Consider the following 13,386-nt stretch of genomic DNA (forward strand, 5'->3'; position numbering starts at 1 on the left):
GGTCACCGAGCGTTCGAGAGGTACTTCTCGATGTCGTCGAGCACCTTCATCGCACCCTTGGGACCGACGCCGGAGACCCAGTAGCTGGTGTCGACCAGAGTGACGTCAGGGAACTCCGCGGAGTTCTGCGCGATGGCGGCGGGGATCAGCGAGGTGTCGGCGACGTCGGTCGCGGTCACGAACACGTGGTCGGCCTTCGCCTGCAGGATGTTCTCCGGCGAGATGTCGGCCTGGATGCCGTCGGCCCAGTCCTGGTCGGGAATGGTGAAGCCGACGCACTCGAGCAGGCTGCCCGCGAAGGAGGTGGGACCGTACAGGCTCAGCGTCGTCTCGTCGCGGGGACGGATCAGCTGCGCGGTCTGGCCGCCGACGGCGTGTTCCTCGCCGATCTCGTCGCACCGCGCGTCGACGTCGCCGAGGAGCGTCTGGACCTCGTCCTTGTGTCCGAGCGCGTCGCCGATCAGCAGGGCGTTGTCGCGCCAGGGGTCGGCCTGGGTCGCGATGAACACGGTCGGCGCGATGGCGCTGAGCTGGTCGTACAGCTTCGAGTGGCGCGCCTCGGTGCCGAGGATGAGGTCGGGCTTGAGGGCCGCGATCGCCTCGAGGTCGGGCTCCGGCACGGTGCCGACCGGCTCGACGCCGGAGGCGTCGAGGTAGGCGGGGATGCCCGACACGTTGCTCGCGACGGCCGCTCCCACCGGGGTGATGCCGAGGGCGACGGCCGTGTCCAGTTCGAGCGGCTCGAGGGTCACGACCCGCTGCGGGTCGGCGGGCACCTCGGTCGTGCCGCGCGCGTGCGTCACCTCGTGCGTGGAGGCGGCGGCCGGAGTGGACGCGGCGGGCTCGGCGGATGCGGCCGAGCAGCCGGCCAGGCCGAGAGCCGCGACCGCGGCCAGCGCGAGGGCTGCAAGGGAACGGGGACGAGCGGGCATGCGGCCGCCTTTCGGGTGATGCGTTCGGGACCCCGCCGTCGCGCCGCGACGAGCAGGTAAGCACAGCCTAACCAACCTTGCCGCCCACTCTCGACCTCCATCCACACCCCGCCCCGCGACGTCTGCACGACCGGTCGCCCGCCGGGCACCTCACGAGCCTCATGTGCCCCCACACGCCCCACCCGCCGTGCACATGTCGCGGCACCGACGGGGCGGACGACGAGGAGGTGGGCGAATCGGCGGGTGAAAAGGCGGCGACTCCCGCATCCGGTGGCGCGAAGCCGGGTTACGTTCACGTCGCCGGACGCACCCGACGCACCGGCCCAGAATTCGCTCCGGACTGGGGGCAGTGGGGTGGGGCAGCGACGCCTCACCCCACTGGACTCGTCGACCCCTCCTTCTCCGGCGGCCAGACGATTCGAGACAGCCATGACACCGGAAACGGCGACCCGGGCGCAGCCTGTCTCCGCGTACGAAGCTGCGGTGCGGGCCCTGCTGTCACCGCTGCCGGGCGAGCCGATCCTGGCGGCATCCGATCGCGAGGCACTCTTCGCCGCGTCCTCCCTGCCGCCCGGCATCCCCGGGGCGCGATTCGTCGTCTCCGCCGGCACGATCGTCGCCCTTCTCGGCAGCGGACGCCATTCCCGCGCCGCGGAGACCGCCGCCAAACTCGCCGCCGAGGCGGACGAGTTGCGGGCGCACACGGCGCCCTCGCTGCTGCCGGACGTGTACAGCGCGATCGGCGACGGTCTGCTGGCGGTCGGCGAGACCCGGCGCGCGCACCGATACGCGGACGCGGCGGCGCACATGGCGCACGAGCACGGCCGCGACGCGTCGGCCTACCGCGCGCAGGGGATCGTCGCGCTCGCCCTGGCCATGAGCGGCGAGCACGCGGCGGCGGCCGATGTGATCGCCGGCGCCTCCGGCCTCGCCGATCGCTACGGCTGGCCGACCTCGGAGACCGCCTACCACCTGTTGCTCGCACGCGCCCTGCGCGCGGAGGCGCGGGGGGATGCGGCGGACCTGCGGGCCGTGGCCGAAGAGATGCGGGGCTCGGCGTCGGATGTGCGCTGGCTGCTCTCGTCGTGGGCGGTGTCGGCGGTCGCGGCGCTGCTCGAGGGCGACAGCGCCGCCGCCATCGCGCACTCGCGTCAGGTGACCTCGACCGTCGCCGCGGGCAGCGCACCGCCCGCGCTGCGCGGCTTCGCGCTCGGCGCCCACGCCGATGCCCTCGTGCTGCGCGGAGAACCCTCGCGGGCGCTCGCGATGCTCGACGGCGAGTCCTCGACGATGGATCACTGCGTCTGCCTCGATGGACTGCGCGCGGGCGCCTACCTCCACTTGGGCGATCTCTCGGCGGCGCTGCGCGCGACGGCACCGTGCATGCGCGGCGCCGCACGCCACTCGCACCGGACCCTCGGCCGGGTGCTGCTCACGCGCGCGCTGGTGTTCGAGCGGCTCGGAAGACGCGACGCGGCAGCAGCGTCGCTCGAAGACGCACTGAACGTGTGGACCGACACCCGGGAGGCCTTCGTCTCGCCCCTCCTTCCGCTACGGGAGGTGGCCCCGGTCGCGGCGACGCTCGTGCGCAGGCCCGCGCTCCAGGAGCGCTTCGCGCAGATCCTGGCCCGGGCAGACACCGGCACGCGCGCACCCGTGCGCACGGCGACGCCGCCCCTGCTGCTCACCCGCCGCGAGCGCGAGGTCGCCTACGCCCTGCGTACGAGCAGCCACGCGACGAACGCGGAGCTCGCAGCATCCCTGCACCTGTCGGTCAACACGCTGAAGACCCAGCTGAAGACGCTCTATGCCAAGGTCGGCGCCCACGAGCGCCGCGGCGCGGTGCGGATGCTGGAGTCCGTCGGCTTCTACGACGTCCCCTTCGACGCCCGCTGACGCCGCCTCCGCATCCGACACCGCATCCGACACCGCTCTGCCGCAGCACACCCGAGGCCGACCCGGCCACACCCCGGCCGCGCCATCGGCGGCGTTGCGCGCCCGAACTCCTGCAGGATCGGCCGGTGGCCGCCCGCCCGGGCCCCGCAACCCGGCTTTGCAGGAGTTCGGGCGCGCCCAGCCGGCCTGCCCGGGTTAACCCTCGGGTGAGTCCGGCGGGCCGCATCCGCCGCCTCCCTCACCTACCCTCACCCGATCGACGCCGCGATCGACGCATCGCGGATAGGTCAGGTGACGGGCGGGGTGATCTTGCCGAGCGACCCGATGGATGCGGCCGGCGCCCCGGCAGACTGCGTGCCGGACGGCGTGTACGAGGCGCGCGTCTGCCCGGCATCCACGCGTTCCCGGAACGCGCGGCCCCGGATTCCGTCCCTTGTGAAAGGCTCGCGATGCGATCACCCTCCCCCCCGTCCCGCCGCCGTGCGGCTCACCGCGGGCACCACCGCGGTCGCCGTCGTGGCTGCGCTGTGCACGTTGGCCGGCGCGAGCGCCGCGTCCGCGGCCGGCTCGACCTCTGGCACGGTCAGCGGCCTCGCGTTCCGCGACTTCGCCGCCGACGGCGTGTACGACACCGGCAACTCGGCCGGCAGCGGCCTGGCCAACGATCTGCCGCTTGCCGGCGTCGGCGTCACCGCGGTCGACCGCGACGGCACCGTCGTGGCCACCGCCACCACCGACGCGTCGGGCGCCTACACACTGGCGGTCTCGGGAGCAGCGACGGACAGCGTCCGCGTCGAGTTCGCCCTCTCCGCGGCGCAGCTGTCGGAGGGATACTTCCCCGGCGCGCACGGCGCCGACAGCGGCACCAGCGTGCAGTTCGTGCAGCTGGGAGCGACGGATGTGGACTTCGCGGCCCTCGTGCCGGAGGACTACATCCAGCCCGCACCGCAGGTCGCCGTGGCGGCACAGATCGGTGGCGACCCGTCCGGCCGCGGCAGCACCGACTACAACGGCATCGTGAGCGTCGACTGGTGGGCGAGCTCTTCCTCCTCGCTCGCCAAGATCGATGACACGACCGTCGCCGGGACCGGCACCGGTGCGATCTGGGGCCTCGCCTACGACGCGAAGAAGGACGTCGTCTACTCGTCCGCCGTGCTGCGCCGGTTCGCCGGCCTGGGCGAGGGCGGGCTCGGCGGGGTGTACGCGACGGATCGCGCGACCGGACAGACCACCCTCCTGGCAGACCTCGAGCAGCTCGGCATCGACGTCGGCGCCGCCGACCTCAGCGCGGCCCTCGGGTTGGCGCCGACGGCGGATGCGGCGGATCAGAACGCCGCGAGGGGCCTTGTCTCCGACCCCGACGTCGCCACGTACGACCACGAGGTCTACGGCCTTGTCGGCAAGACGGGCATCGGCGGCATCGCGTACTCGGCGGAGCTGGGCCGCCTGTTCGTCGTGAACGTGCACGAGAACACGCTCCTGTCGATCGCGCTTCCGGCCGGCGGCGGCGCCCCCACGGCGTCCGATGTCACGACGACCCCCTTGCCCTCGCCCGCGGCCGCGGGATCCAGCTGGCATCCCTGGGCGGTCAGCGTGCACCGTGGGCTCGTCTATGTCGGCGGCGTCACGAGCCCGGATGCGGGCACGGACCGCTCCGGCCTGAGCGCGCTGGCCTACACCTCGCCCGCCGCCTCGGCGGGAACCTGGACGCCGGTGCTCTCGGTACCGCTCGATTACGCGCGTGGCTCTGCGTTCGGCGACGGCAACGGCGGCCCCAACGCCACGCACTGGAACGTGTGGCAGGACGGGTGGGATGCGAGCCTCATCGCGACCAGCGGTGACGCGATCACCTTCCCGCAGCCGATCTTCGCGTCGATGAGCTTCAACGCCTACGGCGAGATGGAGCTGGGTTTCAGCGACCGGTTCGGCGCGCAGAACGGTCAGAACAACTACCGTCCCGACCCGGCCGAGTCCGACCCTGCCACCTACCGCACCTACTCGGCGGGTGACGCTCTCGTGGCCGCCCCCGACGGCACGGGTGCGTTCGTCCTCGAGTCCGACGGCACCGTCGGCGGGCGCACGGCCGCCTGGGCAGGCCCCGTTTCGGCCGGTGCCGGCAACGGTCAGGGTCCGGGCGGTGGCGAGTTCGTGCAGGACTACGCGATGGGTCACGGCGCAGGCGCCACCGATGCGCAGCAGGAGATCATGTCGGGGGCCACGGCGGCCGTTCCCGGTCTGGGTCTCACGATGCGCACGGTCGTCGACGTACCGAACCTCTCCGGCAACCCGCCGTACGAGTTGCAGGACGGCACGTCCGGCCTCGGGTGGTCGCGCGCCTCCGACGGCAGCATGAGGCAGGCCAACGTCGTGGAGGGTGTCGGCTTCGCCAAGGCGGGCGGCCTCGGCGGCGTCGCGGTGCTGGCGCGGCTTGCTCCGGTCGAGGTCGGCAACCGCGTGTGGTTCGACGCCGACCAGGACGGCATTCAGGATGCGGACGAGCCCGCCGTCGCGGGCGTGACGGTGTCGTTGACGGATGCGTCGGGCAACCCGGTCACCGACGCCGACGGGAACCCGGTGGCACCGGTTGTGACGGGTCCCGCCGGCGAGTACTTCTTCAGCAATCTGGTGCCGAACCGCACGTACACGGTGACCTTCGCGACACCGACCACGGGTACGTGGGACGGCGGGTCGACGTTCGGTGAGGTGCCGTGGACGGCGTTCTCGTTCAGCGACCAGGCGCAGGGATCGAACCCCGCGATCGACTCGAACGTGAACTCCTCTGGTGTCGCCACGGTCGCCGTGGGCGGACCCGGTCAGAACGATCACACGATCGATGCCGGCCTCGTGGCCGACGTCACGTTCACCGTCACCAAGCGCATCGCCGCGGGCAGCCCGGCGCCGCTGGCGGGGCAGACGTTCATGATCGATGTGGTCGGGCGTGACTTCCGCGGTCTCGACTACGCGGTCGCACCCGCGTCCGTCAACCTCGCGGCCGATGCCAGCTCGCCCTCGATCACGGTTCCGATCGGCACGAAGGTGCGGGTGAGCGAGTCGGGCGACGACTCGATCGCCTCCTACGTCGCGACCTACGGTACCCAGACCCCGGATGCGGATGGGTTCGCACTCGTGGTCGGCACGGGGTCGACTCCGATGCCGATCGAGGTGACCAACACGCTCCGCCAGCCCGGCACGTTCTCGATCGCGAAGGCGCTCGATGACCCGTCGGTGTCGCTGAGCGAGCTGGGCGCCACGACGTTCACGGTCGCCGTGGGCGTCAACGGGACCGCGGCCGGCACGGTGCAGCTGTCGTCGGCGAACGGCTTCGCGTACTCCTCCGGCGCCTACCCGGTGGGCACGCGCATCACACTCACCGAGACCGGCGAGACCGGCTCCCCGGTGTGGGCCGACTGGGGCACGCCGTCGTGGAGCACCGGCGACGCGGACGGCGACGGCACGGCCGAGATCGTCGTGGGCGAAGGAGCGAACACCGCCCTCACCCTGACGAACGACATCACGGTGCTGACCGGCGGGTTCGACGTGCTGAAGGACGTCACCGGCTCCGGCGCCGATCGGGTGCCGGACGACTTCACCTTCACGCTCGAGTACAGCGTCGACGGCGGCACCACGTGGGCGCCGCTGCAGCTGACCGACGGCCAGACGGTGGACGGCCCGCAGAACCTGCGCGTCGGCACGGTCGTGCAGGTGCGCGAGCTCGCTCCCACCGGTCCCGCGGACGTCACCTGGCAGACGCCGGTGTTCAGCGGCACCGGCGTGACGCCCGGTCAGCCGGCGACGCTCACGATCGGTACGGCGGGCGAGGTGCACGTGCTGCTCGAGAACCCGACCGAGCCGAGCAACGGACAGTTCTCGCTGCTGAAGGACGTCACGGGTCCGGGCGAGCCGCTGCTGGCTGCGGGAACGGTGTTCCCGGTCACCTTCAGCTACCCCGGTCAGCCCGGCGGAGCCCAGACGGTGAACCTCACCAACGGCACCCCGTGGTCCTCCCCCGCACTCCCGACGGGCACGGTCGTGACCGTGACCGAGGGCGCTCCCACCGGCGGCCTGCCGGACGGCGCGAGCTGGGGCACGCCCTCGCTCGAGATCGACGGGGCCGACGCCCCCAACGGCGCGACCCTCACGATCGGTGCCGACAGCACCGTCGCGGTGGTCGTGGACAACCCCACCGACGTCACCCCGAGCGTGAAGCTCACCAAGGGCGACGGTGATGCGGGTTCGGCCACGATCGTGCACGAGGCCGACTCGGTCGACACCGGTGAGGCGTACCGTCCGGGCGAGACCCGATCGATCGTGATCCGCGTGACGAACACGGGCCCCGAGCCGCTGCGCGAGGTCGACCTGAGCGATCTCACGACGGCGGGCGGCGCGATCACGTCGCTGCGGTGGAGCTTCCCCGACCTCTCGTCGACGGATGCGGTGTGGGACGCCGCATCCGGAACCTGGAGCGCGGCGTGGGGCGCCACCTTCGAACCGGGCACGACGACCTGGGCCGTGGGCGACGTCATCGTGGGTACCGCGACGCTGACCATGAACGGCTCGGACGATCCGCACCAGGACATCGCGTCGGTGTCGGCGAAGGGCGCGTTCTCGGGCAAGACGGTCGGCGACGACAACCCGTACAACTCCTTCACGGGCGGCATCCAGGTGATCAAGTACGACGGTCAGAAGCCCGACCCGCTCGTGGGCGGTCCCGGCGGCTGGATCGCTCCGACGAAGCCGCTGGTGAACGAGGCGCAGGACGCGAACACGCCGCAGACCGCGGTCGCGTACCCGGTCGACACGGCGCAGAAGGTGCGCTGGGTCGTCACCAACACGGGCAAGACGTGGCTGACGAACCTGACGCTGGTCGACGTCACCTCCGACGCTCCCGCCATCGGCAGCGACTGGACGGCGGACCTCTCGGCCTTCGGCGGCCCGTCCGACTACTCCTTCGTGAAGGACGGGGCGTGGGCCGGACTCTTCCCGCCGGGAGCGTCCTTCTTCGCGGAGGGCACGCTGAAGCTGCCGGGTAACGACACGCACGCCGACACGGTCACGGTGACGGGAACGCTCGTCGTCCCCAAGCCCGACCCGACGACGGGCCTGCCGACCACCGAGCCGCTGCTCGACGACTCCGGCAGCCCGGTGATCGCGAAGGACGGCTCCGGCTCGCCGATCGTCTTCACCGACGACGACCCGTTCCACGCTCGCACTCCCGCGCCCCCGCTGGCGATCACGGGTAGCGAGGTGCCGTGGGCGGCCGGCGGCGTGGCCGCGGTGATGCTCCTGCTGGGCGCAGGAATCGTCATCCTGGCCGGGTGGCGTCGCCGCACCCGAAGCGGTCACTGACCCACCCTCCTTCACGCCCGCAGGCGCCCTTCCCGGGGCCCTGCGGGCGTGACCCTTTTCCGGCGCCGCCCCGCGAGCGCCCGCCCCCGGCCGCCCCGCGAGCCGAAGGCGAGACGAAGCGCCGCACTCGTGACGAATACGCGGATGCCGCAGCGCCGCCACGACGAATAGCGCCGCTGAGTCCCGACCGAAGCGAGGGAACCGCTTAGCATCCGGGGATGATCAGGATGCGGGCGACGACGCGATTCGGGTATGCGCTGGGCGGTATCGCCTCCGGCACATACGGCACTGTGCCGGGACTCATCCTCATGCCGTACCTCACGGATCTTCTCGGGGTGGAGGCGGCGGTCGCCGGGCTCATCGTGTTCATCCCCAAGGCGTGGGACTTCTTCCTCAACCCGATCGCCGGCCGCGTGTCGGACCGCTCCCGGCGTCCGGACCGGCGCCGCCCCTTCCTGTTGCGAGCCGGCGTGATCCTGGCGCTCACCTTCGCCGCCATGTTCTTCGGCCCGAGCGCACCCCCCGTCGCCGGCGCGCTCTGGGTGCTCGCGCTCTTCGTCGCCTCGGCGACGGCGTACGCGTTCTTCCAGGTGCCCTACCTCGCTCTGTCGGCAGAGATCACCGACGACTACGGCGAGCGCACACGCCTCGTCACCTGGCGCGTGATCGTCTTCACTCTGGCGATCCTTGTCTCCGGCGCCGCGGCTCCCGCACTGGTCGAAGCGGCGGGCGGGCTCGCCGGCTATCGGATCATGGCGGGGGCGATGTCGGCGCTGATCCTCGTCGGCACCGTCGGCGTGTGGTGGGGAACCCGAGGCGCCGCTCGCGTGCGCAGCGAGCCCGCCGGCGGGCGACTGCGCACGCAGCTGGCGGCCGTGCTGGGCAACCCGGATGCCCGCCTTCTCGTCATCCCTTTCGTCTTGCAGGCGATCGCCATGGGCATGGTGCTCAGCGGCGTGATCTACGTCGCACGGCATGTGTTCGACGACGCATCCCTGGCGACGACCTGCTTCGTCTGCTTCGTGGCCCCGGCCATTCTGCTGACTCCGGTGTGGGCGGCGCTCGGGCGGCGCAACGGAAAGCGCAACGGGTTCGCGGTCGCCACTGTGGTCCAGATTGCGGGCTTCATCGGGCTGTTCGTGGCTGCGGGAATGGGGCAAGGGATGCTGCTCGCCGCCGCTGCCGTCGTCGGCGTCGGCTACGCGGGCGGCCAGCTCTTTCCTCTCGCCATGCTTCCGGATATCGCCGCCGATGACGCGAAGCGTTCCGGTCTGAACCGGATCGGGATGCTCGCCGGCGTGTGGTCGGGATTCGAACTGCTCGGCTACGCCCTGGGCCCGGCGCTGCTCGGGGTGACGATGAGCATCGGCGGCTACGTCGCCTCCACGCAGATCGATCTCCCGCAGACGGATGCAGCCAAAGCGGCGATCATCATCGGCATCTCCCTCATACCTGCATTCCTGTGCGCCGTGAGTCTGCTGCCGCTCTCGCGCTACACGCTGGATGCCCGGCTGCGGCGAGAAGCGGTCACCACTCCACCGGGATCCGCCTGATCGAACGCCCCTCACCGTCCAGGAGATGACCGTTGCGTTTCCACGTGCGCAGCACGGTCCACCGGTCGGCGACCTCGACGGCGGCGGCATCCTGCCAACGATGCTCGATCGACGGCAGAGCGGTGAGGGTCCGCATCCGCACACTCGCGAACACGGGTGAGGGGCCGACGACGATACCCGCCCGGTGCGTCTCGGCGAGCAGACCCGCGCGATCCGCTGCGGCGTCGACGTCCCGTGCGCGCGCCCACAGGACCGCCGCGCGCCCGAGACCCGCCGCCGCCATGGAGAGGTCGCAACCGAAGCGCAGAACCCCGGCGGCGATCGACCGATCGAGGGTTCGGCGCATCGTCGGTTCCGACACACCCAACCGTCTCGCCAGAGTCAGCACCGCGAGTCGAGGATCGTCGGCGAGCGCCGCCGCGATCTCCGCGGTGGCCTCGGGCGACGGCGGCCGCACGTCGCGACGCGCACCTGCGGGCGCAACCAGCACACGCTGCTGTGCGCGCGAGAGGGCCTGCAGCCGCCACGTCGAGTCCTCCTGCACGATGGATGCGGCGACGTCGGTGCGCCGGATGCCGGCGCCCAGCCCCGCGATCGCGCGCACGCGCGCGCCGATCGCCTCGAGTCCGCCCGATTCGGCGACGACCGCCAGAACGCCCGCAGACGTCTCGTCGAGCGCGATCACCCAGGGCATCAGCGTGATCGCGTCGCGCACCGCCGCATCCGCGTCCATCAACACGAGCGCCACGTCGGTCGTTCGTGCCCACCGTTCAGGCGTCGGCCAGATCGTGGCCCAGGCGAGCCCGCCTGCGCGCAGCGCCTGCCAGTGGCGGGTCACGGTCCCGGTGTCTGCTCCGACGGCTGCGGCGATTCGCGCCCACGGCGCCCGGGCGTCGATCTGCAGCGCGTGGACGATCGCAAGATCGAGTTCGCTGAGCGAGTCGGACATGCGACGAATATTCTCACGAATGAGGACCCCTGTGACGAATAGATGGCGTCACAGCCTCGGGCGATGGACTCTACGTAGCGTGTTCCGCATGACGATGACGGAATCGGCGATGATGGAGACGATTCGGAGTCTGGTCGCCCTCGCCCCTCGCGCAACGGGAACCCCGGGAGGCGACGCGGCTGCGGACTATGTCCGGGGCCGATTCGAGCGCGCAGGCCTCGCGACCCAGGAGCTGCGGGTTCCTTCCTTCCGATGGGAGGCGAACGAGTGCCGACTCGATCTCGGGACTGAGACGATCGCGTGCGCACCCATCCTGCATTCCGGGCTCGTGTCGCACGAGTGGACCGGAAGTGCCTCCCACCGCCTCGTCGCCCCCATCGTCGACATCGGATCCGGTCGGGTGGCGGCACACGACGTGCGCGGGGCGATCGTGCTGTTCGATCTCACGTTCGACATGACGCTGGCGCACACTCTGCCTCTCGCGCGCTACATCCACGATCCGAACCGGCGGATGCTGCGCCGCGACGTGCTCGCCGGCCGCAACCCCTACGTGACGTCCCTCGCGCGGGTGATGCGTGATGCGGCGGCCGCGGGCGCGGTCGGCCTCATCGGAGTTCTGCGCGATTACCCCGACTCGCTCAGGTACCACAACGAGTACTACCGCCGCACGTTGTTCTCGCTGCCCGGCGCGTGGGTGACGCGCGCGGAGGGGCGACGGCTGCGGCGTCTGCTCGGTTCGTCCCCGTCCGAGGCAGCCCTGACGCTCACCGTCGAGCGTCGCAGGGTGACCTCGCGCAGCGTGATCGGCGTGTTGCCCGGGCGTACGACGGATGCGGTGATGGTGCAGTCTCATCACGACTCCGTCGGTCCGGGGGCGGTGGAGGATGCCTCGGGCACGGCGGAGGTGATCGCGTTGGCCGAGCACTTCGCCGCGCGCGACCCCGCGACGCGGCAGAAGACGCTGATCTTCGTGACGTTCGACACGCATTTCACCGGGTATCAGGCGCATCAGGAGTTCGCACGACGTTTCGTGCTCTCGCGCGGCGCGCCGTGGCGAATCGTCCTGAACACGACCATCGAGCACATCGGCCTACGCGCCGTGGCGGGCGCGGATGGCGGGTTCGCCGACACCGGGGAGACCGAGCCGCGCGGGATCTTCCTGAACGTGAACCCGGCCTTCGCCCTGCGGATCGCACGCGCGGTGCGCGAGAACGGAATGCACAGCACGACCCTGTTGGACGCGACGGCGCTCGAGTTCTTCGCGAACGGCATCCCTACGGACGCGTCGTTCACCCTGGTCAGCGGAGTTCCGACGGTGAGCCTGATCTCAGGGCCGCTATACCTCTACGACGACGCCGACACGATCGAACGCATCGACCGCACGCAGCTGGTGCCGGTCGCGCGGTTCTTCGCGCGCGTCATCGACGACGCGGACGCCCGCCGAGGCGGTCTGCTCGGATTCCTTCCGCGTCGCCTGCGGCTGCTCCTGCCCCGCGGGCGCTGGTGATGCGCCACGGCACGACCTGCCGCGTCGCCTTCCCCGCCACCGGCATCGACGGGTCGCTGCAGCAGCAGACGGGTCTCGTGCATGTTCCGCACCTGCCGGCTCCGGCGACCGGCTTCCCGATCGCGGTCTACGGCCATATGACGACCGGCGGCGGTCCCCGTTCCGCGCCGAGCACGGCGGATCCGACGCATCCGGAGTGGCGCCGGATGTCGCAGGGCGATGTCCTGTGCGACGCGCTGCTCGCGCGGGGGATCGCGGTGCTCCGCCCGGACTACGAGGGGATCGGCGGTCCCGGCATCCACCCGTATCTGATAGGCCCGTCGCTGGCCGAGTCCATGATCGCGATGGCGCGCGCCCGCACGCTCTTCGCGGCTCCCCTCGGTGACACGTGGCTCGCGGCGGGGCATTCGGAGGGCGCCGTCGGCGCGTTGTGGGCGTCGGTCTCCCCCGAGCCCGACGAGCGTTCTCGTCTGGTCGGAACGTGCGCTTTCGCGCCGGTCACCCGGATGGATCTCAGCATCGGCGCAGCGCTGCGAGTGCCGATCACGGCACCCGGCAGCGGCGTTATCTCCGCATTGATCGGGCTCATGGTGCGCGGCGCAGCCACGGTCGACGCCGACCTTGCGCACTTGTGTGCGGGCGACGGGCTGAGTGCGCGTGCCCGGGCGCTGTGGCCGGGCCTCGGCAGTCTCTCGCTCACCGAGCTCGCGCGCCGCTCCTCGTGGGGCGGCATCGCGCCCGCGGCGATTCTCGGAACCTCGGGAGGAGAACTCCGCTCACGCTTGCTCGCGTCTTTCCGCGACAACGACGTTGCCGCATTGCGTGGCTTTCGCGCGCCGGTGCGGGTGGATGCGGCGGCCTTCGACGAGGTGGCGCCTGCTCCCCTCACCGGCGCGCTCCTGCGCCGGTACCGGCGGGCGGGCGTCGATATCACCTCGCACTGGTGGCCGACGCACCACTCCGGCACGATGCACGCGCGGTTCGCGCCTTCCCGCGCGGCCGCCTGGATCGCGGAACGACTCGGTCATTGAGCGAGCCGACCGCGAGAGGAGACGCCCCCGCCCTCTCCGGTCGTTGAGCGAGCCGCAGGCGAGACGAAACACCCCCACCCTCCCCGGTCGTTGAGCGAGCCGCAGGCGAGACGAAACACCCCCACCCTCCCCGGTCGTTGAGCGAGCCGCAGGCGAGACGAAACGCCCACCG

7 protein-coding genes are annotated in these 13,386 nt (G+C 71.6%); 5 read left to right on the forward strand and 2 right to left on the reverse strand.

What is annotated here, in order from left to right:
- Window positions 1-2: 2 nt before the first annotated feature.
- Window positions 3-932, reverse strand: a complete 930-nt coding sequence (locus QE377_RS04125) for an ABC transporter substrate-binding protein (protein ID WP_307319874.1) — start codon at window positions 930-932, stop codon at window positions 3-5.
- A 483-nt stretch (window positions 933-1,415) separates the two neighbouring features.
- Here QE377_RS04125 and QE377_RS04130 point away from each other — a divergent pair, with 483 nt between their 5' ends.
- The 3 genes from QE377_RS04130 (at window position 1,416) to QE377_RS04140 (ending at window position 9,727) form a co-directional block, all read left to right on the forward strand.
- On the forward strand, window positions 1,416-2,828 hold the full coding sequence (locus QE377_RS04130; protein ID WP_307319876.1) for a helix-turn-helix transcriptional regulator: 1,413 nt from the start codon (window positions 1,416-1,418) through the stop codon (window positions 2,826-2,828).
- Between the two features lie 480 nt (window positions 2,829-3,308).
- On the forward strand, window positions 3,309-8,174 hold the full coding sequence (locus QE377_RS04135; protein WP_307319878.1) for an SdrD B-like domain-containing protein: 4,866 nt from the start codon (window positions 3,309-3,311) through the stop codon (window positions 8,172-8,174).
- A 218-nt stretch (window positions 8,175-8,392) separates the two neighbouring features.
- On the forward strand, window positions 8,393-9,727 hold the full coding sequence (locus tag QE377_RS04140) for an MFS transporter (protein WP_307319880.1): 1,335 nt from the start codon (window positions 8,393-8,395) through the stop codon (window positions 9,725-9,727).
- Here the strand turns inward: QE377_RS04140 and QE377_RS04145 are convergent.
- Window positions 9,702-10,676, reverse strand: a complete 975-nt coding sequence (locus QE377_RS04145; RefSeq protein WP_307319881.1) for an AsnC family protein — start codon at window positions 10,674-10,676, stop codon at window positions 9,702-9,704. The genes QE377_RS04140 and QE377_RS04145 overlap by 26 nt on opposite strands.
- An 88-nt stretch (window positions 10,677-10,764) precedes the next feature.
- Here QE377_RS04145 and QE377_RS04150 point away from each other — a divergent pair, with 88 nt between their 5' ends.
- Both QE377_RS04150 and QE377_RS04155 read left to right on the forward strand, forming a co-directional pair.
- Entirely contained in the window at window positions 10,765-12,183 is a 1,419-nt protein-coding gene (locus QE377_RS04150) for a M28 family metallopeptidase (RefSeq protein ID WP_307319884.1), read from the forward strand.
- Window positions 12,183-13,214, forward strand: a complete 1,032-nt coding sequence (locus tag QE377_RS04155) for a hypothetical protein (RefSeq protein ID WP_307319886.1) — start codon at window positions 12,183-12,185, stop codon at window positions 13,212-13,214. Before QE377_RS04150 ends, QE377_RS04155 begins: the two co-directional genes overlap by 1 nt.
- Window positions 13,215-13,386: the final 172 nt, after the last annotated feature.

The organism is Microbacterium sp. SORGH_AS_0862, assembly GCF_030818795.1.
Taxonomy (GTDB): domain Bacteria; phylum Actinomycetota; class Actinomycetes; order Actinomycetales; family Microbacteriaceae; genus Microbacterium.